The organism is Streptomyces sp. CA-181903 (assembly GCF_050937075.1).
Taxonomy (GTDB): domain Bacteria; phylum Actinomycetota; class Actinomycetes; order Streptomycetales; family Streptomycetaceae; genus Streptomyces.
This window is the reverse complement of the sequence record NZ_JBNJLY010000001.1, coordinates 5,707,070-5,731,280: the sequence shown is the minus strand read 5'-3', so window position 1 is coordinate 5,731,280 and position 24,211 is coordinate 5,707,070. Positions and strand designations below refer to the sequence as shown.

The window sequence follows — 24,211 nt, the reverse complement described above, 5'->3', positions numbered from 1 at the left end:
TGCCACTACGGCAGCCAGCGCGCCGCCTGTTCCCGGGTGATCCGGTCCGCGTCGACCCACCAGTGCCGGGCCTCCCTGTCCCACTGGGCTCTGAGCAGGCGCTTGGCCTCGTTCCTCTGCTCGTACGGGACGTCGAGGTACAAACGGCCGTCCCGCACAAGGCCCGGGTACACCTTGCCGTCCTGCGCCTCGGCTCGCTGGGCAGGCATCTCGGACGCTGGAGCCGTCTCTCTGGCGGGACGCCACAGCCCTCGTGCCGGGCGTTCCATGCGGGTGCGCTCCATCAGCCGCCGTACACGGTCGCAGGAGGCGGGGTCGGTATAGCGCATCATCAGGTCCGTGGGCCCGATGTTGGCGAGCAGGTTCTTCGAGCCGTGCCACAGGACCGAACCGTCCAAAATGAGAACCTTCTCGTGCATACGATCGCGAAACTCGACGCGACAGCCGACGGCCTCCAGCTGCCCGACGAGCTCCCGGTGCCGCGCCACGCGGGAGTGCTCCTGCTGCTCCTCCGGCGGGCGGGTGAAGACCGTGATCTGGAGCCCCTCAGCCGCCTTCGGGCCGAGCATCCGGGCCCACCGGCGGACGGGAGGTGCGTCCATGAACGCCGAGTACAGCTCGATGCTGCGCTGTGCTCGCTCCACATCCCAGGCCACCGCCCCCAAGACCTCGCTGTGCTCGAAGAATGCGGGTCGCGCCAGTTCCTCCTCCGACAGGGTGGCCAGCTGGTCCGCGTCGCGGATCGGGATCAGCTGGTCGGCGGAGATGGTCTGCGCGTGCGCCTCCAGATGGTCAACCATTGCCAGTGCCTCGCTGTGCGGGGCCAGGTGCTTGCGCAGGAAGGCGACGTCCGCCACGACGACCAGGTGGTCCTGGGCCCGGCTGAGAGCGACGTTCAGGAGGCGGCAGGTCTGCGAGGACAGTCCCGTTCCGCTGTAGAAGAAGCCGGGATCCTTGCCGGCGCCCGCCACCGTGTCGAGGAGCACTACGGGGCGCTGGCTGCCCTGGAACCGGTGCACGGTGTCGACAAGGCCGTCGTAGTCCTCCCCAAACCGGTGGGCCAGGCTGCTCTTGAGGACCTTGACCTGCTCCCGGTACGGGGAGATGACGGCGAGCCGGTCGGTCGCCCGCTCCCCCTCGGGTACCTCCGGCCACTTGCGTGCGGGCAGGGTTCCCTCGTACTGGAGCCCTCGGACCAGTTCGTGGATGACCGCGGCGTGGACGGCGTTCGTCATGTGGGGCTTGCGGCCGCCACCGGGGATCCGGCGGCCGGACGTGTCGATCAGGATCACTGGGGAGTCGATGAGCGGGGCGAACGGCAGGCGGCTGGTGTTCCCGCGCCCGGTCCTGAGCGGCGCGTCCGGATACGCCACTTCATTGACGACCGCGCAGATCGGCTCTCGCATTCGGTACTGGGTGTCGAGCGCCACCAGGCGAGGGTCCTGGCGCACCCGACCGGAAGGATCGACCAGTCCGGCGGCGTGGAAGGCGTCCCGCGCGGTCCACTCGCGGGAGTGGGTGCGCTCCTCCTCGCTCGCCTCCCGGTCACCGTCGCCCTTGGTCACGGCGGGCAACTGTCGGAAGTCGCCCGCCACGACCACCCGCTTGCGGGCGAGACCGGCAGCGAACCAGGCCGACGGCAGGTTGACCATCCCGGCCTCATCGATCACCACGACGTCGACTTCGTCAAGCAGTTTTCTCGACTGGACGGCCTTGGCCACGGTCGCTCCGAGCACCCGGCAGTGGGAGCGAACCTCGTCCTGGATCTGCTTGCGTTTCCGCCCGAGTTCGTTAAGTTGCTCCTGAAGCGAGGCAGCGGACTCGGCGACAATCTGTCTGGGCGGGATCCCTACGACGGCGGCATAGGCTGCGGGGAGGGCTCGGCGGGCCTCGGCCGCCTGCTTCTCGCCCGCCGTGCGACGCCGGGCCGCGCGCGCCACGTCCGCCCTGGCCCGCTTCGCCTCGTCCTCCTCGTGCGCCAGGGCGGACCAGAGGTCGCTCAGCTTCGCCGTTCTGCGCTCCGCGAGGAATCCGGTCGGTGGCCCCACTTTCTCCATCTTCCGCCGCAGCTGCGCGGCCAGGGTGTCCGCGGCCGCGACCTTCCTCGCCGCCGCGGCGTGGTCCTGGTCGGCCTCCGCCATCTCCTCTGTGCCGGTGGCCAGGTCCGACTCCAGGTCCCGGATCCGGTCGTGCAGGGCCAGCGCCGCCCTCGCGCCCTTGAGCTGGTCGGTCGCCGTGCTGATCTGTCGGTCGATGCTCTCCACGAGCAGGGCGGCAATCCGGGCCGGGTCGACCTGGTCTCCGTAGCGGCTGCGCAGCGACGGCAGAACGATGACCCCTGCCCGCTGGACGATCCCCTCTGCGAAGCCCTCCTCGTGCTCCAGCAGGGAGCACATCCGCTCAAGGGCCTGGTCCACCGCGATGTTCGTGGGGGCCAGAAAGAGGACCTTGAGTCCTTGGCGGAAGCTGCCCTCGACGATGTGAGCGACGACGTCCGTCTTCCCGGTGCCGGGCGGTCCCCACAGGAACAGCACCTCACTGGCGAGGGCCTGTGCGACGGCGTCGCGCTGTCGTGGGTTCAGCTGGAGCCCCGCCCAGTTCGCCACCCACTGCCCCGGGTTCTCGGCACGGCAGGTGCGCGGGGTACCCCGGCCGACCAGCCAGCCCGCGTGGTCCGCGTCGACGGGGCTGTCCTGACCGCCGACCGTCTCCAAGCGCTCGGCCAGCGCGGCCCAGTTCGCGGAGTCGTCCTTGCGGATCTGGATGTTCGCGGGCGCCGCCCCGAGATCGGCCTTCGTCACGAGCCTGACGGTCCCGTCCGGAGCGCGAGACGCCTCGGCCGGGTCCCACGCCTTCCGGGAACGTGACGGCCGGGCGAGGACCGAAACACCGTCCAGGCCGTCGTGCCAGGTGCGGCACTCGAAGAGATACTCGCGTGTCCCCCCAGATTGCGAGAGAAGGCGCCCCTTAGAAAGAGCGACCTTCATGGCGCCCTCGGCGTCGTTTCGGAGTTCGGCGAGGATCTCGGCGCGCACCGCCGTTAGAAGCTCCTCGACGGGATAAGGCCGCCCCGCCCCGGTCATGTACACCGCTCCCCCAACATCGCCCCACAGGTCCGAAGACCGTACGTGAGTCTGTCGCTGTCGAACGGTGCACTCGACGGCTATGGCCAGTCACTGACCCGTCGCTGGCCGAAATCATTCGCGATCAGCCATTGCCGGTGGCGACTTCGGCGCCCCTCGGCGAGGGCGGGCCCGAGGTTGACCCCGGCTCCATCCTGAAGGTAGCGGCTCAGGTCTTCGGGGTACCGATCTCCTCAGACGCTCTGTTGGGCGAGGAGCGGATGACACCCGAGCAGTTATTCTCGCAAGGACAACGGTCAGTACCCCAGCGCTCGCGATCTACGAGACACCCACGTTCCCACCGACCTGGTGACCGATAGCGAGGTGGAGAGCCTCCTAGTGCTGTGACCGCATTGGTTGGCCGGGTTGCTCGTTGTGCTGGTCGGAAGCAACGACCAGTGAGGGGCGGGGATGGCACCACCAGTTAGGGTCCGCAGGCTGACCGAGCAGGAAGGTCAGAAGCTCCAGCGGATCGTCCGGCGAGGCACCACCAGCGCGGTGCGGTTCCGGCGGGCGATGATGCTGCTCGCCTCGGCCGGCGGGAACACCGTCCCCGTCATCGCGCGCCTGGTCCAGGCCGACGAGGACACCGTCCGCGACGTCATCCACCGGTTCAACGAGACCGGGCTGGCCTGCCTGGACCCTCGGTGGGCGGGAGGCCGTCCCCGCCTGCTGGGCAGTGACGACGAGGACTTCGTCGCCCAGATGGCCACCACCCGCCCGACCATGCTGGGCAAACCGTTCACGCACTGGTCGCTGCGCAAGCTCGCCGACCACCTGCATCGCAACACCGCCCGGCCGGTCCGGATCGGACGTGAAGCCCTCCGCGGCCTGCTGGTCCGCCGCGGGATCTCCTTCCAACGCACCAAGACCTGGAAGGAATCCCCGGACCCATCCTTCGACGCCAAGCTGGACCGCATCGAGTACGCCCTCAACGAACGCCCGGACCACACCTTCGCCTTCGACGAGTTCGGCCCGCTCGGCATCCGTCCGACCGGCGGCTCGTGCTGGGCACCGGCCGGCCACCCGGACCGGCAGCCCGCCACCTACCGCCGCACCCACGGCGTCACCTATTTTCACGGCTGCTACTCCGTCGGTGACGACCGGCTCTGGGGGTGGTCCGGCGGCGCAAGGGCATCGGCCATACCTGGGCGGCCCTGCGGTCGATCCGCGCGGCCCGCCCGGACGGCGCCCCCATCTACGTGATCCTCGACAACCTCTCCGCCCACGCGAACTGGAGAATTCGCAGGTGGGCGGCGCGGAACAAGGTCGAGCTGTGCTTCACCCCGACCTACGCGTCCTGGGCCAACCCCATCGAAGCCCACTTCGGACCCTTGCGGCAGTTCACCCTCGCCAACTCCCACCACGCCCACCACACCGCCCAGACCCGGGCCCTGCACGCCTACCTCCGCTGGCGCAACCAGAACGCCCGCCACCCCGACGTCCTGGCCGCCCAACGACGCGAACGCGCACGCGTCCGCAGCGAGAAAGGAATCCGCTGGGGTGGCAGGCCACTACAAGCCGCAGCCTGACCACGAAACCGGCGAACCTATGCAGTCACAGCACTAGGCTTCATTCCACGGGTCCTGGTGGAACTTACCCGCTTGGGCCGAGCATGCGCGCGAGCAGGTCTCGGTGAGGCACCTTGGCACGGCAGCCGGCGCACCTGCTTTCAGAGTGGTTGTGGTCCAGTCTGATGAAAGTGGCTTCTGCCGAACCGGACGGCCTTTCAGAGGATGATACGGGGGGCGTCTACCTGGGAACGGGGTACCGGCCGGGCTGTCAGTGGCCAGCCGAGAGACCCCGGTTCGCCAACACGTTCGCGGCCGCAGCAAGGTCACAGAACCTGTTCGGCGTTGGGCACACGTGGATCGGCGAGACCGCTTAGCAAAGCACCACGAAGGCCCCGGCGCCCTACCACAACCACGTAGCCAGCAAATCGCCTGACCAGCGACGCAGGGCGCCTGACGACCCATCAGAACGAGCGTCATTTCAGCGTCAAGATATCGCCCGTAACGCCCACACCGCACATAACGCGCGCCCACAAAACCGCAGGTCAGGCGTCCTTAGCCACCGGCTTCAAAATCGCCACGCACTCCACGTGATGCGTCACCGGAAACAGATCGAACGCCCGCAGCGTCGCCGGGCGGTAGCCCTCCTCCGCGAAGTACTTCAGGTCGCGGGCGAGGGCGGCCGGGTCGCAGGCGACGTAGGCGATGCGGCGGGCGCCGAGGGTGGAGAGGTGGCGGACCGTGGCGCGGCCGGCGCCGGCGCGTGGGGGGTCGAGGACGATGATGTCGGCGCTGTCGATGCGGGTGCGCGGGAGGACGTCCTCGACCTTGCCCTGTTCGATGCGGACGCGGTCGAGGTCCTGGAGGTTGTGGCGGGCGTCCTCGACGGCGCGCTTGGAGGACTCGATGCCGAGGACGGCGCCCTTGTCGCCGACGCGCTCGGCGAGGGCGCCGGCGAAGAGGCCGACGCCGCAGTAGAGGTCGAGGGCCATGTCGCCCTTGCGCGGCATGAGGCCCTGCATGACGGCCTTGACGAGGGTGTCGGCGGCCTGGGGGTGGACCTGCCAGAAGCCGCCCTCGCCGACGCGGTAGGTGCGGCCGTCGGCGCGCTCGCGGACGAAGGGGCGGCCGTGGACGCGGTGGATCCGCTGGTCCTTTTCGCCTACGCGCATCACCGAGACCGGCTTGTCGAGTTCGACGATCGGGAGGCGGCCGCCCGGCTTCGGGGTGAGGACGACCTGACGGTCGGCGGAGCCGGAGGCGGCGATGGCGTCCACCGAGGCGATCTGCGGCCACTCGCGCTTCTCGATGCCCAGCTCGCTCACGCCCGGGGCCGCGATCAGGCAGTGGTCGATGGGCTGGACCTCGTGCGAGCGGTGCTTGCGGAGGCCGGCGTGGCCCTCGGCGTCGATCGCGTACTGGACGCGGGTGCGCCAGGCGGGAACCTGGCCGGCGGGGACCTTGTCGCCCTCGGCCGGCGCCACGGTGCCGTCCCAGCCGGCCTCCTCGGGCGTGAGGCCCGCGAGGCGCTGCAGCTGTTCGGCGATGACCTCGCCCTTGAGGCGGCGCTGGGCGCCCGGCTTGACGTGCTGCCAGTCGCAGCCGCCGCACTTGCCCGGGCCGGAGAAGGGGCAGGGGGCCGGTACGCGGTCCTTGGCCGGCTCCAGGATCTCCACCGCGTCCGCGCGCAGGAAGCGGGACGTCTCCTCGCCGTCGGTGATCCGGGCGATCACCCGCTCGCCGGGGAGCGTGTGGCGGACGAAGAGGACGCGGCCCGCCTCCGTCCGGGCGACGCAGTGGCCGCCGTGGGCCACCGGGCCGACCTCGACCTCGTACTCCTCGCCGACCAGCGACTTCGTCGGTTCCGTCTGCATGGGGGGAGGGCTCCTGAGGGGCTCGGTGGTGCGGCGGGACAACAGCCGTCCAGTCTACGTCCCGCCGCACCGCCCCCGTGACCGCCACCGCTCCGCCGCGGTCACCACCTCTTCTCCGCGGCGGCCTTCCTTCTCCGCCGCGGCCTCTACTGCCCCGCCGCAGCCTCTACTTCTTCGCCGCGGCCTTTTCCTTCTTCTGCGGCGGGGCGACCGGGCCGCGCCGCACCGAGCCGGGCGCGTTCCACTCGGCGCGCTTGCGGGCGCGGCGGCGGGCGACCTCGGAGGAGTCGAGCTGCCAGGGCACCGAGGTGACCATCACGCCCGGGGTGAAGAGGAGCCGGCCCTTGAGCCGCAGGGCGCTCTGGTTGTGCAGCAGGTGCTCGTACCAGTGGCCCACCACGTACTCGGGGATGTAGACGCTGACCACGTCGCGCGGGCTCTCCTTGCGGAGCGACTTCACGTAGTCGATCACCGGCCGGGTGATCTCGCGGTACGGCGAGTCGAGGATCTTCAGCGGGACGTCGACGCCCCGCTGGTGCCACTCCTCGCGCAGCGCCTTGGTCTCGGCCGGGTCGACGCTGATGCTCAGCGCCTCCAGGGTGTCCGAGCGCATCAGCTTGGCGTAGGCGAGGGCCCGCAGGGTCGGCTTGTGGACCTTGGAGACCAGCACGATGGAGTGCACCCGCGACGGCCGGACGGCCGCCTCGCCGGGCTCGTCCTCGAGGGCGATCTCGTCGGCGACCCGGTCGTAGTGGCGGCGGATCGCCGTCATCGTCGCGTAGAAGATCACCATGCCGAGCAGGGCGACCCAGGCGCCGTGGGTGAACTTGGTGAGCAGCACGACGACCAGCACCAGGCCGGTAAGGAAGCCGCCGAAGGTGTTGATCGCCCGGGAGCGGACCATGTGGCGGCGCTTGCCGGGGTCGGTCTCGGTCTCCAGGTGCCGGTTCCAGTGCCGGACCATGCCGATCTGGCTCAGGGTGAAGGAGACGAAGACGCCGACGATGTAGAGCTGGATCAGCTTGGTGGAGTCGGCCCCGTAGATGTAGGTGAGGACGATGGCGGCGCCGGCCAGCAGCACGATGCCGTTGGAGAACGCCAGCCGGTCGCCGCGGGTGTGCAGCTGGCGCGGCAGGTAGCGGTCCTGGGCGAGGATCGAGCCGAGCAGCGGGAAACCGTTGTAGGCGGTGTTCGCGGCCAGGAACAGGACGAGCGCGGTGGCGGCGGCCAGGACGACGAAGAGGAACGAGCCGTGGCCGAAGACCGCCTCGGCGACCTGCGAGATCACCGGGTTCTGGGTGTAGCCCTCGCCGAGCGGCTTGCCGTCCTTGAGGAGGTCGCTCGCCGGGTTCTCGGCCATGCGCACGTGCGTGGCCATGGCCAGGGCGATGATGCCGCAGAACATGGTGACGGCCAGGCCGCCCATGAGCGCGAGCGTGGTGGCGGCGTTCTTCGACTTCGGCTTGCGGAAGGCGGGCACGCCGTTGCTGATCGCCTCGACGCCGGTGAGCGCGGCGCAGCCGGAGGAGAAGGCGCGCAGCAGCAGGAAGACCAGCGCGAAGCCGGCCAGGCCCTGGTGTTGGGCGTTGATGGTGTAGTCGGCGGTGGGCGCCTTCATGGTGTCGCCCATGAACACGCCCCGGACGACGCCCCAGGCGATCAGCAGGAAGACGCCGCCGACGAAGACGTAGGTCGGGATCGCGAAGAGCTTGCCGGACTCCTTGACGCCTCTCAGGTTCATCAGGGTCAGCAGCACGATGACGGCGATGGCGCAGGCGGTCTTGTGCTCGACGACGAACGGGATCGCGGAGCCGAGGTTCTCGATGCCGGAGGCGATGGAGACGGCGACCGTGAGGACGTAGTCGACGAGGAGGGCGCTGGCGACGGTGAGTCCGGCCTTGGGGCCCAGGTTGGTGGTGGCGACCTCGTAGTCGCCGCCGCCGCTCGGGTAGGCGTGGACGTTCTGGCGGTACGAGGCGACCACCGTGAACATCAGCACGACGACCGCGACGGCGATCCATGGGCTGTAGTGGTAGGCCGACACACCTGCCACGGAGAGGACGAGCAGGACCTCGCCCGGCGCGTACGCCACAGAGGAGAGAGGGTCGGACGCGAAGACGGGGAGGGCGATGCGCTTGGGGAGAAGGGTCTCTCCCAGCTTGTCGCTGCGCAGCGCCCGCCCGATCAGGATCCGTTTCGGCAGGTCGGTCAATTTGGACACGCAGAGGATCGTAAGCGTTCGGTCCCCCGGTCGCCCACCCGCCACCCACCGGGGCCGCGAACGGGCTGGTGGGAGGCGGGCGGGGGGTGGGATCGCGGTCCCGGGGAGGGCGGCCGGTCAGCCGTGCAGGAGCGCCGGGAGGGACCGGTGTCCGTTGGAGATGAAGGAGTCGACCGGCTCCAGGCCGCCGGTCTCCTTGCCACCCGCTTCGCCGACGCCCGCCGCACCGCCACCCGCTTCGCCGCCACCCGCTGCGCCGCCGCCCGCCTCCCCGCCGCCGGCCGCCGGCGCGAGGCGCAGCTCCGGGAAGCGGGCGAAGAGGGCGGGCAGCGCCACGGTCGCCTCCAGCCGGGCCAGCGGGGCGCCGAGGCAGAAGTGGGCGCCGTGGCCGAAGGAGAGGTGGTCCTTGACGGCGCGCGTCACGTCGAACACGGCCGCCCCCTCGCCGTACAGCTCCGGATCGCGGCCCGCCCCCGCGTAGCCCGCGACGATGGCGTCGCCCGCGCGGAGGACGGTCCCGTCGTCGAGCGTGATGTCCTCGACGGCGTAGCGGAGCGGGAGGTTGGCGACGGGCGCCTCGACGCGCAGCGCCTCCTCGACGACGTCGTCCCAGCCGGCCTGTCCGGAGCGGACGAGGGCGAGCTGCTCGGGGTGGGTGAGCAGCAGGTGGATGGCGTTGTCGAGGAGGTTGACGGTGGTCTCGTGGCCGGCGCTGATCACCAGCAGCAGGGTGTCGACCAGCTCCTGCTCGCTGAGCCGGGTGCCGTCCTCGTCGTCGCGGGCCGAGATGAGGACGCTGGTCATGTCGTCGCCGGGCTTCTCGCGCTTGGCGGCGACAAGCTCGCCGAGCAGCCGGTAGATCTCGGTGTAGGTGGCGGTGACCTCGGCGGGGTCGGCGGAGGTGTGGAAGATCGAGTCGACGCAGCGGCGCAGGCCCTCGCGGGCGGCCTCGTCCTCGATGCCCATCAGTTCGCAGATGACGCGGATGGGCAGCGGGTAGGCGTAGCCCTCGCGGAGGTCGACGACCGTGCCGGGCGCGGCGGCGGCCAGGCCGTCCAGCAGCTCGGCGGTGATCTTCTCGACGCGGGGGCGCAGGGCGGCGGTGCGGCGGGCGGTGAACGCCTTGGCGACCAGGGAGCGAAGGCGGCGGTGGTCGGGGCCGTAGGCGGTGAACATGTTCTGCACGGCGACCCAGGTGTAGAGGGACCACTCCGGGGAGATCTCACCGTTGATCCAGGCCGGCCAGTGCCGCCGCGGGTCCTTGGAGACGCGGGGGTCGGTGAGGAGCCGCTTGAGCAGGGCCTGGGAGGTCACCGCCCACGCCACCACGCCCCCAGGGAGCTCCACGGGGACCGCCGGCCCGTGGGCCCGTATGCGGGCGGCCTCGCCGTGGATGTCCCGGCCGGCGGGGTCGATCGTGACGGGGCAGGTGGGACGTTCCATCTGCGGTCTCCAAAAGTCTCGGGGGTGGGAGCGGGGACGGGAGCGGAAGCGTTCGCGGAGGGCTGCGGGGCGGTACGCGCGGGGTCACCGCCGGGGCGGCCTCCCGCCGTTCCCGTACGCCGCCCGGGCAGGAAGGCCGAAGCCGGACCGGACGCCGAAGCGGAGGCCGGCGCCGACGCGGCCGCCGGTGCGGGCACGGGCTGCGGCGGGAAGCGGACGGGCAGCGCGGTCAGGGCCCGGTGGAAGGGGCCGGGCCGCCACACCAGGCGGTCGGCGGGGACGGCCAGTTCCAGGTCGGGCAGCCGGTCGAGGAGCCGTTCCACGGCGGCGGAGGCGATCAGCCGGGCCGGGTCCTTGGCCGGGCAGTGGTGCGGGCCGGCGCTCCAGGCGAGGTGGGCGCGGTTGCCGGTGCGCTGCCCGGAGTGGTGTTCGGGGCGGAGGGCGGGGTCCGTGTTGGCGGCGGCGAAGCTGACGACGACGGGTTCGCCGGCGCGCAGCCGTACACCCGCGAAGTCGAGGTCGGCCGTCGGGTAGTGCACGCCGTAGTTGGCCATCGGCGGGTCGAGCCAGAGGACCTCGTCGAGGGCGTCGTCGACGGGCATGCTGCCGCCGGCGAGGTCGCCCGCGAACCGGTCGTCGCAGAGCAGCAGCCGCAGGGCGCCCGCGATGAGGTTCTGCTGCGGCTCGGTTCCCGCGCCCATGAGCACCACCAGCTGGTGGATCATCTCCTCGTCGGTGAGCCCGGCCGGATGGGCCATCAGCCAGGACGTCACGTCCGCGCCGGGCTGCCGCCGCTTGAGGGCGATGAGCTCGGTGAAGGTGCTGGTGACGAGGGCGTTGGCGCGTTCGGCGTCGACCCCGTCGAAGATGCCGGACATGCCCTCGACGAGCCGGTCGCCCAGCGCGGGCGGGCAGCCGAAGAGCTGGTTGAAGACGAGCAGCGGCAGCACCTTGGCGTAGTCGCCGAGCAGGTCGGCCTCGCCGGCCGTGGTGAACCGGTCGACGAGCACGTCGGCGCTGCGCTCCACGTAGCCGCGCAGGGCGTTGGGGTCGATGCGCGCCAGGCTGTCGGTGACCGCCTGGCGCAGCCGCCGGTGGGCCTCGCCGTCGGTGAAGAGGCAGTTGGGTCGGTACGCCATCATCGGCACGACGGGATTGTCCGGCGCGACGCGGCCGTCCGCCAGGGCGCGCCAGCGGCGGGCGTCCTTGGCGAACGCCTCGGGGCTGCGCAGGACGTCCAGGGCGGCGCGGTAGTCGGTGACGAGGTGGGCCCGGACGCCCGGCGCGAGTTCGACGGGGGCGACGGGCCCGTACCGGCGCAGCCGCCGGTAGACGGCGTGCGGGTCGGCGGCGAAGTCCGGGCCGTGAAGGGGGGTGACCTCGTGGGCCGGGCCGTGGAGAGGAGTGCCCTCGTGAAGGGGTGCCGCGCCCTGGTGGGCGGGGCAGCCGGCGGGCGGGCCGGCGGCCGGCTGCCCACTCACACCGGTCACAGCGCTCACACCGGTCACAGCGCTCGTGCCGGTCACATGGCTCGCTCCGGCCACCGAGTTCGCTCCGGTCGCAGGGGTAGCACGGGTCACATGGGCTCCTGGGCGGTGCGGGCGTGCAGGTGGTCCACGAGGGTGATCAGCGCACGGGTGGCCGAGATCCGGTCCCGGGCGTCGCAGGTGACCAGCGGGGTCTCGGGGAGCAGGTCGAGGGCCTCGCGGATCTCCTCCTCCGGGAACACCGGCGCGTCGTCGAAGTGGTTGACGGCCACGGCGTACGGCACGCCGTGCTCCTCCAGCAGCCCCATGACGTCGAAGGAGTGGTCCAGCCGGCGGGTGTCGGCGAGGACGAGCGCGCCGAGGGCGCCCTGGATCATGTCCAGCCACAGGCGGGTGAAGCGCTGCTGGCCGGGGGCGCCGAAGAGGTAGAGGACGAGGCTGTCGCTGAGGGTGAGCCGGCCGAAGTCCATGGCGACCGTGGTGGTGGTCTTGCCGTCGAGCCCGGCCAGGTCGTCCACGTGCGCGCCGGCCTGCGTCATCGTCTCCTCGGTGCGCAGCGGCCGGATCTCGGACAGCGCGCCGACGAACGTCGTCTTGCCCACGCCGAAGTGGCCGACGACGAGCAGTTTGGCCGCGGTGCGGACGGTTCCGCGCAGATAGACGCCGCTGTGCGGAACGCCGGTGTCAGAGGCGAGCGCGGAGTCCATCGAGCACCTCCTGGAGGATCTGGGCCTCGGGCAGTTGTGCCGAGGGGATGGGCGCCCTGGTGCTGAGGTGGCCGCTGTCCACGAGGTCGCTCAGCAGCACCTTGGTGACGCTGACGGGCAGTTCGAGATGGCCAGCGATCTCGGCGACGGACAGGGCGCCGCCGAGGCAGAGCTCCATGAGGCGGTACTTCTCCGGGCTGAGCCCGTCGAGCGGCCGGTCGCCGTGCGCCATGACCAGGGTGACCAGGTCGAAGGTGTTGCGGGTCGGGTGCGACCGGCCCTCCGTGACGACGTACGGCCGTACCAGCCCCTTGTCGCGCCGGGGCACGGCCGGGGTCACGCCGGGCTGCCCGGGCCGCCCTGCCACTGGGCGTCGTGCCGCGGCGGGCTGACGAGTTCCTTGCCGAGCCGGTCGACGGTCTTCTGCATGCGGTAGGTGACGGCCTCCATGTCGACGTTCTCGGTCGCGGAGACGGCGAGGTAGGCGCCGGGCCCGGCCGCGATCAGGAAGACGTAACCGTGCGCGAACTCGATGAGCGTCTGCCGCCAGGGCGTCTCGTGCCGGGCCGGGTGGGTGCAGAAGTCCGCCGTGGAACGGCTGATGGACTGCAGCCCCGAGAGGGCCGCCGCCTGCCGCTCGGCCTCGTCCCGCGCGATGCCCGCGGAGTGGGCCCGCAGCATGCCGTCGGCGGAGAGCAGGATCGCGTGGCGGGCCTCGGGGATCTTCACGACCTCGTCCAGCATCCAGGCCAGATCGTTGTTCAGGTGGTCGTTCACGCGTGCGGGTTCCCTTCGTCTTCTGCGGGCTCGGGGGCGGGGGCGGCTGCGGAGTGCGGGTCTGAGGCGTGGTGCGGCCGGGAGCGGCGCTCGGGGTGCGGCTGCGGGCTCGGGGAGGAGTACGGGTCGGGGGCGCCGACGGGGCGGACCGGCGCGGCGGGGTACGGGCGCGGGGCGGCCGGGTGCGGGCCCTGGAAGCCCGGGTGCGGGTGCGAGGCGCCCGGGTGCGGGTCCGGGGAGCTTGAGGGCGGCACCGGGGAGCCCGGGCGCGGGACCGGGGAGCCCGAGTGCGGGACCGGGGAGCCCGAGTGCGGGTCGTGGGCACCGAAGTACGAGCCGGGGGAACCGGCGTGCGGGCCGGATGACCCGGCGTACGGGTCCTGGGCGGCGGGGTACACCCCCGGAGCGGCCGGACGGCCGGGGCCTGGCCGGGCAGCGGCTCACGGCCCGTGGCGCGGTCCGAGGGGCGCTGCGGCGCACGGCCCGGCTCCCGGCCCGTGGCGCGGCCCGAGAAGTGCTCCGGCGCATTGCCCGGCGCCCGGTCCCGCGCGTGGTCTTGGGGACGCGCCTGGCCCTGGGGGCGCACCTGGTCCTGGGGACGCGCCGGGCCCTGGGGACGTGCCTGGTCCTGGGCGGCCGGGGACGCGGTCTCGGCGGGACGAGAGCCGCCGGCCTCGGGGTACCGGCCGGCGCCTTCCGTGGACCCGGCCGTGCCGGCGGCGGCACCGGCGGACCGGCCGGCGCGCCCGGAGCGCGTACCGCGGGCGAACGCGCCCATGCGCCGGGCGGTTTCCTCGGCCGTGCGCTCCGGGGCGGCGGGTGCCGGCGTCTCGGGGGGCAGGGGCGCCGAGCCGGCCTGCGGCCCGGCGGGACGGCGTCGGCGGCGCTTGGGCAGGCCGCCGGCGGTGGTCCCGGCGGAGGGGGCCGGCGACTCGGCGGGCGCGGCCGGGGAGGATGCGGCGCCGGGGCGGGCGCCGAAGACATCGGTCCCGGACGGCCCGGACGGCCCGGACGCTCCGGGGGCGGACGGACGGAAGTCGGACGTCCGGGGGCCGGACGGCCCGGAAGCGGGCTGCCGGGAGGCCGGCGTGCCCGCGGCGGACGGGCGCCGCCCACCCTCCGCGCCGGACGCCGGAACACCGCCCGGACCGGACGCCGAAGCCCCGGACGCCGAGCGCCCCGGACCGGACGTCGAAAGACCGCCCGGGCCACCGAAGTCCCCCGACGAACCGGGTGCTCCGAGAGCACCCGAACCACCGGCCGTCGTCCCGTCGGAACCGCCCGGCGCCCGGCCCCGTCCACGCGCTGCGCCCTCGCGCACCGCTCCCCCGCGCGCCGCTTCCCCGCCCGCCGCGCGCCCCGGCGCGACCAGCGGTGTGGTGCCCGGCCCGTCCAGTTCCAGGTGCGTGAGGAGCGCGGTGGGCAGGAAGACGACCGCGCGGACGCCGCCGTAGGGCGAGCGCGTGTCGACGGAGACGCTGAAGCCGTAACGCGCGGCGAGCACGCCCACGACGGGGAAGCCGAACTGCGGGGGGTCGCCGAGCCGGGAGACGTCCACCGCGCGGCGTCCGGAGAGCAGGGCGACGGCCCGTTCGATCTCCTGGCCGTCCATGCCGACGCCGGCGTCGTCGATGAGGACGCAGGCGCCGTTGTGCACCGGCTGGAGGCTCACCTCGACGGTGGTGTTGGGCTGCGAGTGGCGGGCGGCGTTGTCGAGGAGTTCGGCGACGGCGAGCACGACGGGCTCCACGGCCCGGCTGACGACGGCCAGTTCCCCGTCGCCGTGCACCCGCACCCGACGGTAGTCGCGGATGCGGGAGGTGGCGCCGCGGACGACGTCGGTCAGCGGGGAGGCGACGCGCTGCCGTCCGGGCCACGAGCCGCAGAGCACGCCGATGGCCTGGGCGCGCCGTCCGAACTGCGAGTTGGTGTGGTCGATCTCCAGCAGGTCGCGGAGCACGGCGGGGTCGTCGTGCCGTTCCTGCATGCCGGAGATGGCCTGTTGCTGTTCGTGCGCCAGCCCTTGCAGGGCGCGCATGGACGCGCGGAGCGCCGCCTTGGCGGACTGGTCGGCGCGCTCCTGCGCCTTGTCCACGGACTGCGCGAAGAGTTCCATCACGGCCTGGAGGCTGTGGGCGAACGCGGTGCCGGTGAGCCGCTCGTCGAGCAGGCCGGGCAGTGGCTCGGACCTGTCCATCGAGTCGGCGACGGCGGGCAGGCGCACGTCGACCAGCCGCGCGGCCTCCTCGTCACGCGCCCGGACGTTCTCCTCCAGTGCGGCGGCGCGGGCCCGCAGCGCGGTGGTGACCGTCCGCTGCCGGACCAGCAGGACCACCACGGCGGCCAGTGCCACGATCAGGCACCAGACCCCCGCCTCCGGTATGTGATGCGACATCAATTCCTCTTGGACACCGGGGTACGCGTACGGCAGGACAGGTCAGCAGGTCACGGCGTCCCGACCTCCCGTCCAAAAGCGGAATACGCGGATCATCCAACCACACCTGTGACCCCGAGTCCGGTCCCCTTCTCGAATTGCGAACACACGAACGCCTCCCGTCCGCTCCTGGAAGGGCGAGCGGGAGGTGACAGGGGGTTTCCGGCCGATATCCGGCCGGAATTCACTGCGCCGCGAGCGTCCACCAGAAGGCCCGGCCGTTCGGAAGGACGCCGCCCGGGACGTCGCCGATGGCGTCGCTCGCGCCGTACGGGATTCGGTCGAGTCGAAGTGGAGGACGACACCGCCGCGTTGACCGGCCCGCCCTGGAACCGGATGCCGCGCGGCGTCCGCCGGCCCGGGCCCGCCACCGCCGCCCCGGGAACACCACGCGCCTCGACGCGAGCGGCCCACGCCTCGCCGCGGTCGATCGCGCTCCTCGGGGCGAGACGACGGCGACGGGCCGAGGGCGGACCGCGCCACGCACCACGTCAACTCTGCGGCGCGTCGGCCGCGTCCGTGTCCGACGCCGCACGGACCGGTATGCGACGGAGTGGCGGACGAAGCGGGAACGGACCGATCACCGGCGAGGCACGCCCTCTCTGACGCGCCTGCGGGGACCGGGAGTTGGGCGGAGCCGGGCGCGGGCTCCGGTCGCCGCCGGGAGCACCCGGCGGGACCCCAGGGGGAGGCCGCGTCCATGGCGGGGCACGTGTCCGGCACGGCCGGGAGCCCCTTGCGCGCCCTGGCCGCCGAGGACGCTTCCCCCTGGCTCGGCGGACCGTCCACGCATCTCGGTCCGTCCTGGCTCGACGGGCCGTCCCCCGCATGCCGGGCCGCCCTGGCTCGACACGCCGTCCTGGCTACGGGCCGCCCCGCGCCCGTCCCGTCCGGGCCGCCGAAGGGGTCCGCGGCGCCGTCTCCGGGCGCCCGCGGCCCTCGCCGCCCTCCGCCGAGCGCCTCCGGGTGCCTCCAGGCCGTAGCCACCCCCGCATACCCCAAGCTCGGCCCCACGAGCCACCCTTGACCCTTGCATCACTTGTATGCCTCCGCATACCTTGGCGCCTTGGCCGTGTAGGTGCCGCAACCGGGGTCCGGGGATTACGGGGGACCTCCGCGCACCTGCGGCCCGCGCCATGCCGCGCCCGCCGACGCGCGACCCGTCCGTCGGGGTGCGGTCGGTACCAGGGAGGGGCACGTGTCGTCGGACACATCGGGGACACCGGAGGCGGTCGGGCTACCGGACACATCGGGGCAACCGGGCACGGCGGACGACGGGACACCCGACGTCCCGGGGGTCCCGGAGGTCCTGCATATCCCGGAAATCCCGGAGGTCCAGGAAATCCCGGAGATCCTGGAAATCCTGGAACTGCTGGACGGCGGCGCGCCGCCGGACCGTTACGAAGCGCTGCTCGCGGACGCCCGGCGGGCCGGGGCCGCCCCCGCGCGGTCGGCCGCCCTGGAGCGGGCCGTGCGCCTCGGCCTGGCGGTCCGGTCCCGGATCGAGGCCGAGCAGCAGCGGGCCAACGACCTGTCCGCCCTGCTCGACACGGCCTCCGAACTGGCCTCCCAGCAGGACCTCGGCGCCCTGCTGAAGGTCGTCGCCCGGCGGGCGCGCCTGCTGCTCGGCGCGGACATGGCCTGGATCGGCCTGGGCGACGACGAGCTCGGCTGTCACGTCGTCCGCGCCTCGGAGGGCCACGTCACCGACCGCAACATGGGGCTGCGGATCGCCCGCGGCGCCGGACTGGGCTCCGCCGCCACCCGCCGGGGCAACCCCTCCCCGTTCTGGACCCCCGACTACCTCCCGGACGGGCGCATCGAGCACAGGCGGGAGGTCGACGACGTGGTGCGGGCCGAGGGGCTGCGCGCCGTCCTGGCCGTGCCGATGGTGCACGGCACCCGCCCGGTGGGCGTCCTCTACCTGGGGGAACGCAACGTGCGGCACTACACGCCCGCCGAGGTGACGCTGGCCGGCGCGCTCGCCAACCTGGCCGCGGCCGCCGTCGAACAGGCCCGGCCGGCCGAGCGCAACGCGTCGCTCATCGCGGAACTCGAACGCCGTACCACCAGCGTGGAGGCCGGGCTGCGCGGTGCCCGCGGGCTCGCCGAGACACACCACCGGCTGATCGAACTGATTCTGGACGGCGGCGATCTGACGGCCCTCGCCGAGGAGGTGCGCCGCGAACTGGACGCCGACGTCCGCGTCTTCGGCGCCGACGGCACCCCGCTCACCACCGCCGGCGACCCGCCCCCGTGCGGGGCCCACGACGTGCTGCTGTCCGGCCTGGGGGCGCACGCGGCCCGCGAACCGGTCGAGGTGGCCCCGGGGTTCTGGGCCGTGCCGCTCGCCGCGGGCGCCGGCCCCCTGGGCACCCTGATGCTGCGACCGCGCCGGCCCCGGCGTCCGTGGACGCCCGCCGAGGAACGGCTGGTCCGGCTGGTCGCCCAGGTCGTGTCCGTACAGCTGCTGGTGGAGAGCAGCCGGGCCTCGGTCACCCGGGGGCAGGCCCGCGAGGACTTCCTCGGGCGGCTGCTGTTCGGCGAGGCGCGCCCGTCCCGGCAGCTGGAGCAATGTGCGCGGCGGCTGGGGATCGACCTCCGCGCGGACCACGTCGTGGTCGTCGCCCGCCCCGAGGGCGAGGCGCGCGGCCGGCCCGCCGTCTGGGCCTCGTCGTACGCCTCGCGGAAGAAGGGGCTGAAGGCCATGCACCACGGCTGCGCGGTGCTGCTGCTGCCGGGTTCCGACCCGGGAGCGGCTGCCCGCGCGGTCGCGGCGGAGTTGTCGCCGCTGCTGGAGCACCCGGTGACGGTGGGGGCGGCGGGGCCGGTCGCCGATCCGGCGTCGGTCCGGCATGGCTTCCGGGAGGCGCTGCGCTGCCTGGACGCGATGACCGCGCTGGGCGCCACCGGGCGCGCCGGGTCCCTGGCCGACCTGGGCTTCCTGGGGGTGCTGCTGTCGGACCACCACGACGTCGAGGGCTTCGTCCACGCGACCGTCGGCCCGGTGATCGACTACGACGCGCGGCGGCTCACCGACCTGACCCGCACCCTGGAGACGTACTTCGAGGCGGGCGGCAGCCCGACCAACGCGGCCAAGCGGCTGCACGTCCACCCCAACACCGTCGCCCGGCGGCTCGAACGCATCGGGGAGCTGCTGGGACCGGACTGGCAGGAGCCGGACCGGGCCCTGGAGGTGCGGCTCGCCCTGCGCGTCTTCCGCGTCCGGAACAGCCTGGCCGGGCCGGACCGCTCCCCGGAGGGCCCATCGCAAGGCGGTTGACCTCTCAGGAGGCCCGCTCCAGCCGCACCTCCGCCGCCGCCCCGCCCGCCTCCGTCCGTCGCGTCAGCGCGACGACCGCGTGCGCGGCGGAGGCGAGCGTGGTGTGCCGGTGCCAGCCGGCGAACGAGCGCCCGGCGAAGTCCCGGAGGCCCACCCGGTCCGAGATCTCGTGGAAGTCCCGGTCCACCCGCGCCGGCAGCCGGGTCAGCCGGAGCAGCGCGGCAGGCGGCGCGTTCAGCAGGTCGGTGAGCCACAGTTCGGAGGGCCACCGGCCGTCCCGGTCGGACCCGTCCCCGATGCCCAGCAGCAGCATCTCCCGGCGCCGGACGGGCGCGCCCGCCCCCGCCCGCGCCACCGGCAGTCCGACGCGCACGGCGGCCGTCAGGGCGGTCCGCGCGGCCCCCGGCGCCCCGGGGGTCCCGTCGCGCCAGAGCACCGGGCGCCGCAGGTCCCGGGCGGTGGCCATGACGTGCTGGGCGGTGAACGTGCCGCCGCGGCCCGGCAGCGTCGGCTCGGACAGCGTCAGCCGCAGGCAGCCGCCGACCCGGGCGAGCACCGGCACCCCGACGGCCCGCAGCCTGGGCAGCGCCGCCAGGGTGTCCGCCTCCCGGGCGTCCAGGACCACCGGCCGCACCGGCAGGCCCCACCCCCGCGTCATGCCGGTGAACGCCTCGACCGCGCACTCCCCCCAGGTCTCCTCGGTGACCGAGTCCGGGATGCCGGCCTGGCGCCGGCGCGCCGGGTCGTCCAGCCAGGCGCCGGAGAGGTGCAGCCGCCAGCCGACCGGGACGGCGAGGCCCGCCCCGGCCGCCCAGACCCCCACGGCCTGCTGGGAGTTGAGCACCTGGCGGGCGCCCGGGCAGAAGCGGCGCTCCACGCCGACGGAGTTGTCGCCGGCCTTGGGGATGGTCATCGGCCGCACCACCCACGCCTGCGGGGGCGCGGCCCGCGCCACGTAATGCGCCAGCTCGCGGCGTACCGGCCCCCACGCCCAGGGGGAGGCGGCGACGAAGTGGTGGAGGCTCTGCTCGGCGGCCGGGCCGCCGGCCTGCGCGGCGATGTTGCGGATGGACTTGCGGCCCCGCGCGCCCAGCAGCCCGCGCAGGTACACCTCTCCGTGCCGGCGCTGGTCGGTGCGGGGCAGGGAGGCGAAGAGGGACGCGCCGAGGTCGGCGAGCACCGGCTCGTACGCGTCCGGTCCGGGCATCGGCCCACGCGAGTCCGGTCCGGACACCGGCTCACCCGCGTCCGGTCCGGGCACCGGCGGTCGCCGTCCGGCCGTGATCGGACGCACAGCCGTCATGTGCGCACCCGTCGTGTCCGCGGCCGTCCCGCCCATGTGCCCGTCCCCCGCCTCGTCGTGCCGCCGGCGCCGTCGTGCGGCGGCCGGTCCGGTCATCACCCTCACCCCAGGGCCCCCGGCGGGCACAGGTGTGCCGGGCACCCGGTGGGCCCGCCGGGAGGTGGTCCGGCCACCAGGGCGGCGCGGAGGGCATCGGGGCGGCGCGGAGGGCATCGGGGCGGCGTGGAGGGCATGGGGAGGGCGCGGAGGGGACGGGGCGGCGCGGAGGGGACGGCAGGGGCGCGCGGCGCGGCCCCAGGGGCGTATCCGAGCCGCCGCGCCCCTGGGCCGGCCCCGGCCGCGCCCCGGCGGACGACGCCCGTGCGGCCGGTCGGCGGGTCCGGGGGACCGGGCGGCGGGACGTTGCGGCTACCGTGGTGGCGTGCGCCGACGGGGACGAGACACCCGTGGGCGCGGTCGAACCGGTGACGCCGGCCGCCCGCAGGGGGAGCGGCGGGCCGGGGGACGCCGTAGGGGCTCGGATGAGCAGGAAGAAGTGAGCAGGGTGTTGGTGCAGGTCAACGCGGAATTCCGGAGTACGGGGCAGGCGTCGTGCACATTGTGATCATGGGTTGTGGGCGGGTCGGCTCGGCCCTGGCCCAGACCCTGGAGCAGCAAGGCCACACGGTCGCGGTCGTCGACCAGGACCCGACCGCCTTCCGGCGCCTGGGCTCCGGCTTCGGCGGGCGACGGGTGACCGGGGTCGGATTCGACCAGGACACCCTGCGCGAGGCGGGCATCGAGGAGGCCGGCGCCTTCGCCGCGGTCAGCAGCGGCGACAACTCCAACATCATCGCGGCCCGCGTGGCGCGCGAGATGTTCGGCGTCGAGAACGTCGCGGCCCGCATCTACGACCCGCGCCGCGCGGAGGTCTACCAGCGGCTGGGCATCCCCACGGTGGCCACGGTCCGCTGGACCGCCGACCAGATGCTGCGGCGCCTGCTGCCGTCCGGCGCGGAGCCGCTGTGGCGCGACCCCACCGGGGGCGTCCAGCTGGCCGAGATCCCCGTCGCGGAGGCGTGGATAGGGCACCGGATCAGCAAGCTCCAGGAGGAGACCGGGGTCCGGGTGGCCTTCCTCACCCGGCTGGGCGAGGCGGTCCTCCCGTCGTCCTCGACGGTGCTGCAAGAGGGTGACCTGGTGCACGTGATGATGCGCACCGACGAGGTCGAGACGGTGGAGGCCGCGTTCGCGCAGGGCCCCGAGGAAGGTGGCCACTGATGCGCGTCGCAATCGCGGGAGCGGGCGCCGTCGGCCGCTCCATCGCCGGCGAGCTGCTGGAGAACGGGCACGAGGTCCTGCTGATCGACAAGGCGCCGTCCGCCATCTCGGTGGAGCGGGTGCCGCTGGCCGAGTGGCTGCTGGCCGACGCCTGCGAGATCACCTCGCTCGACGAGGCGGCGCTCCAGCGCTGCAACGTGGTCATCGCGGCGACCGGTGACGACAAGGTCAACCTCGTCGTCTCGCTGCTCGCCAAGACGGAGTACGGGGTCCCCCGCGTCGTGGCGCGGGTGAACAACCCCAAGAACGAGTGGCTCTTCAACGAGTCCTGGGGCGTGGACGTCGCCGTCTCGACGCCGCGCCTGATGTCGGCGCTGGTCGAGGAGGCGGTGAGCGTCGGCGACCTGGTCCGGCTGCTGCGCTTCAGCCAGGGCGACGCCAACCTGGTCGAGCTGACGCTGCCCCGGAGGCGGCGCTGGCCGGGACGCGCGTCGGCGACGTGGACTGGCCCGAGGACACCTCGCTGGTCACCATCATCCGCGGCAACCGCGTCCTCACCCCCAACAAGGAGGACGCCCTGGAGGCCGGCGACGAGCTGCTGTTCGTCGCGGCGCCCGCGCGGGAGGAGCAGCTGGAGGACCTGCTGTCCGTCCGGCGCGAGGAGCCCACGGACTGAGCACGGTGTGCGAGAGCCCCCGGGACGACGTGTCCCGGGGGCTCTCACACATGTGCTCGCGGTGGTACGGGCGGCGGGCGCCGCGGACGTCACGGGGTGCCCGGCGCCACGAGGTCACCGGCGCCATGAGGTCATCGGCGTCACGAGGTCACCCTGTCCTCCGCGGTGCTCCCCGCGGCCTTCGCCTCGCGCTCGGCGGCCTCCGCCGCCTCCATCTCCGCGAACACGTCGATCGGCGGCGGCGCCTTGGCCAGGAAGATCCAGGTCAGATAGACGGAGAGCAGCATCGGCGGGATGCCGAGCGCCACCTTGACCCAGCCGAGCTGAGTCGCGTCACCCCACCAGTACAGCGGGAAGAGGATCGCGGACTTCGCGAGGAGGATGAGCCCCCAGGCCCAACTGGCCTTGGTGTACGCCTTCTTGCGGCCGGGGTTGCGGGTGCGCCAGGAGAGGTTCTCCTTGAACACCGGCCCCAGGATCAGGCCCAGCAGCGGACAGCCGAGCACGGCCGTCACGATGTAGGCGACCGCCAGGCCGAGGCTGTAAAGCATGCCCGGCAGGTAAAAGTTCTTGGCGTCGCCGGACATCATCGCGAAGACCGCGCCGAAGGCCACGCCGAAGACGCCGCCGAAGGCGTGCTTGAGGGTGTCCTTGCGGACCAGCCGGGCGACACCGAGCACCAGGGACAGCGCCAGGGCGGCGATGGCCGCGGTGTGGATGTCCCGCTTGACGGTGAAGACCGCGACGAACACCAGGCCGGGCACGGTGGTCTCCACCATGCCCCGCACCCCGCCGAACGCCTCGAACAGAGCGGCTTCGGTGGCCGATCGGGAACCGTCGTCCCGGTGCTTTCCGGTCGGCCGGTCCATCGGTTCGTCGAGAGACGACAAGGGCTACTCCTGTCCGAGCGGTCGGAGTTCGTATCGGGGGTTGAACAGCACTCTCCGGCCGCGGCTCATGGAGATCCGGCCGGAGGCGATCAGCTTACGGCCCGGTTCTATCCCCGCGATGGAACGGCGCCCCAGCCATACGACGTCGAGGGCGGCGGAGCCGTCGAACAGCTCGGCCTCCAGGGCGGGGACCCCGGCCCGGGGGCGCAGGGTGACGGTCCGCAGCGTTCCGGTGACCTTGACGATCTGCCGGTCACCACAGTCGCCGATCTTGGTGCAGCCCACCGCTTCCGCGTCCTGCTGCAGCTCCGCGTCGTGCAGCTCCTCCTGCGAGGTGGAAAGCCGGTCGAGCATCCGGCGGAAGCGGCCGGTCGGCTTGTCGGAACGGGATACGGCACTCATGAACCCAGCGTACCGGGGCCGGGCGGGGCCCTTGCAGTCTCCGGTCACGGCTTTCCCGAAGGACTCAGGAGCCCCGGCCCCGCCGCCTCACAGCTCGAACCGGTACCCCATCCCCGGCTCGGTGATGAAGTGCTTCGGATGCGACGGATCCTGCTCCAGCTTGCGCCGCAGCTGCGCCATGTACACCCGCAGGTAGTTCGTCTCCGTCCCGTACGACGGCCCCCACACCTCCTGGAGCAGCTGCTTCTGGCTGACGAGCCGGCCCGTGTTGCGGACCAGCACCTCCAGCAGGTGCCACTCCGTCGGCGTGAGCCGGACGTCCCGGCCGCCGCGGTTGACCTTCTTCGCGGCCAGGTCGACCGTGAAGGCCCCGGTCTCGACGATCGCGTCGTCGCCCGCGGTCGCGGCCCCCGTGGGCTCGGCGCGGCGGACGGCGGCGCGCAGCCGGGCCAGCAGCTCGTCCATGCCGAACGGCTTGGTGACGTAGTCGTCGGCGCCCGCGTCCAGTGCCTCGACCTTCTCGTCGGAGGTCTGGCGGGCCGAGAGCACCAGGATCGGCACCCGGGTCCAGCCGCGCAGCCCCTTGATCACCTCGACGCCGTCCATGTCGGGCAGGCCCAGGTCGAGGATGACGACGTCGGGGTGGCGGGCGGCGGCGAGCTGGAGGGCGGTGGCGCCGTCGGGGGCCGCGTCGACCTCGTACTTGCGGGCCTTGAGGTTGATCACAAGAGCGCGGACGATCTGCGGCTCGTCATCCACCACGAGCACCCGGTTCATGCGGAACCACCTCTGCTGTTCGAGCGGGCCCCGCCCTGGGGCCC

The 24,211-nt window shown here is 73.2% G+C and carries 14 protein-coding genes and 3 pseudogenes; 4 read left to right on the top strand and 13 right to left on the bottom strand.

What is annotated here, in order from left to right:
- Positions 1-5: 5 nt before the first annotated feature.
- Positions 6-2,801, bottom strand: a complete 2,796-nt coding sequence (locus tag ACQEVS_RS25610; protein WP_433023915.1) for an AAA domain-containing protein — start codon at positions 2,799-2,801, stop codon at positions 6-8.
- Positions 2,802-3,533: 732 nt separating this feature from the next.
- Here ACQEVS_RS25610 and ACQEVS_RS25605 point away from each other — a divergent pair.
- Positions 3,534-4,654, top strand: a pseudogene (locus ACQEVS_RS25605) (IS630 family transposase).
- Between the two features lie 524 nt (positions 4,655-5,178).
- Here ACQEVS_RS25605 and ACQEVS_RS25600 read toward each other — a convergent pair.
- The 8 genes and pseudogenes from ACQEVS_RS25600 to ACQEVS_RS25565 form a co-directional block, all read right to left on the bottom strand.
- Positions 5,179-6,507 carry a class I SAM-dependent RNA methyltransferase gene (locus tag ACQEVS_RS25600; RefSeq protein WP_433023913.1) on the bottom strand — a complete coding sequence of 443 codons (1,329 nt, stop codon included), beginning with the start codon at positions 6,505-6,507 and terminating at the stop codon, positions 5,179-5,181.
- Between the two features lie 166 nt (positions 6,508-6,673).
- Positions 6,674-8,728 (bottom strand): APC family permease, encoded by a 2,055-nt coding sequence (locus ACQEVS_RS25595; RefSeq protein ID WP_433023911.1) that lies wholly within the window; start codon positions 8,726-8,728, stop codon positions 6,674-6,676.
- Between the two features lie 117 nt (positions 8,729-8,845).
- The gene (locus ACQEVS_RS25590) at positions 8,846-10,042 is read right to left on the bottom strand and encodes a cytochrome P450 family protein (RefSeq protein ID WP_433023909.1); all 1,197 of its coding nucleotides are present in this window, start codon (positions 10,040-10,042) and stop codon (positions 8,846-8,848) included.
- Positions 10,039-11,670 (bottom strand): cytochrome P450, encoded by a 1,632-nt coding sequence (locus ACQEVS_RS25585; protein WP_433023907.1) that lies wholly within the window; start codon positions 11,668-11,670, stop codon positions 10,039-10,041. Before ACQEVS_RS25585 ends, ACQEVS_RS25590 begins: the two co-directional genes overlap by 4 nt.
- 77 nt (positions 11,671-11,747) lie before the next feature.
- Complete coding sequence (locus ACQEVS_RS25580; RefSeq protein WP_433023905.1) at positions 11,748-12,365, bottom strand: GTP-binding protein; 618 nt, start codon at positions 12,363-12,365, stop codon at positions 11,748-11,750.
- Positions 12,343-12,705: a DUF742 domain-containing protein gene (locus ACQEVS_RS25575; RefSeq protein WP_433027895.1), complete on the bottom strand. Its 363-nt coding sequence runs from the start codon at positions 12,703-12,705 to the stop codon at positions 12,343-12,345. Before ACQEVS_RS25575 ends, ACQEVS_RS25580 begins: the two co-directional genes overlap by 23 nt.
- Entirely contained in the window at positions 12,702-13,109 is a 408-nt protein-coding gene (locus tag ACQEVS_RS25570) for a roadblock/LC7 domain-containing protein (RefSeq protein ID WP_398278398.1), read from the bottom strand. The genes ACQEVS_RS25575 and ACQEVS_RS25570 overlap by 4 nt, the downstream gene beginning before the upstream one ends.
- A 1,405-nt stretch (positions 13,110-14,514) precedes the next feature.
- A pseudogene (locus tag ACQEVS_RS25565) lies at positions 14,515-15,537 on the bottom strand (ATP-binding protein); the annotation flags it as partial.
- A gap of 1,237 nt (positions 15,538-16,774) precedes the next feature.
- Between ACQEVS_RS25565 and ACQEVS_RS25560 the strand changes: the two are divergent.
- A complete protein-coding gene (locus ACQEVS_RS25560) occupies positions 16,775-18,859 on the top strand; it encodes a helix-turn-helix domain-containing protein (RefSeq protein WP_433023903.1) in 2,085 nt (694 codons plus the stop codon).
- 4 nt (positions 18,860-18,863) lie between these two features.
- On the opposite strand, the gene ACQEVS_RS25555 is transcribed toward ACQEVS_RS25560, so the two are convergent.
- Entirely contained in the window at positions 18,864-20,066 is a 1,203-nt protein-coding gene (locus ACQEVS_RS25555) for an IS701 family transposase (protein ID WP_433023901.1), read from the bottom strand.
- A gap of 687 nt (positions 20,067-20,753) precedes the next feature.
- On the opposite strand from ACQEVS_RS25555, the gene ACQEVS_RS25550 reads away from it, so the two are divergent.
- Both ACQEVS_RS25550 and ACQEVS_RS25545 read left to right on the top strand, forming a co-directional pair.
- On the top strand, positions 20,754-21,422 hold the full coding sequence (locus ACQEVS_RS25550; protein WP_152263938.1) for a potassium channel family protein: 669 nt from the start codon (positions 20,754-20,756) through the stop codon (positions 21,420-21,422).
- Positions 21,422-22,098, top strand: a pseudogene (locus ACQEVS_RS25545) (potassium channel family protein). Before ACQEVS_RS25550 ends, ACQEVS_RS25545 begins: the two are co-directional and overlap by 1 nt.
- Before the next feature lie 140 nt (positions 22,099-22,238).
- On the opposite strand, the gene ACQEVS_RS25540 reads toward ACQEVS_RS25545, so the two are convergent.
- The 3 genes from ACQEVS_RS25540 to ACQEVS_RS25530 form a co-directional block, all read right to left on the bottom strand.
- Positions 22,239-22,988 (bottom strand): DUF3159 domain-containing protein, encoded by a 750-nt coding sequence (locus ACQEVS_RS25540; RefSeq protein ID WP_433023898.1) that lies wholly within the window; start codon positions 22,986-22,988, stop codon positions 22,239-22,241.
- 3 nt (positions 22,989-22,991) lie between these two features.
- Positions 22,992-23,390 carry an OB-fold nucleic acid binding domain-containing protein gene (locus ACQEVS_RS25535; RefSeq protein ID WP_004949291.1) on the bottom strand — a complete coding sequence of 133 codons (399 nt, stop codon included), beginning with the start codon at positions 23,388-23,390 and terminating at the stop codon, positions 22,992-22,994.
- 87 nt (positions 23,391-23,477) lie between these two features.
- A complete protein-coding gene (locus tag ACQEVS_RS25530; RefSeq protein WP_433023896.1) occupies positions 23,478-24,167 on the bottom strand; it encodes a response regulator in 690 nt (229 codons plus the stop codon).
- Positions 24,168-24,211: the final 44 nt, after the last annotated feature.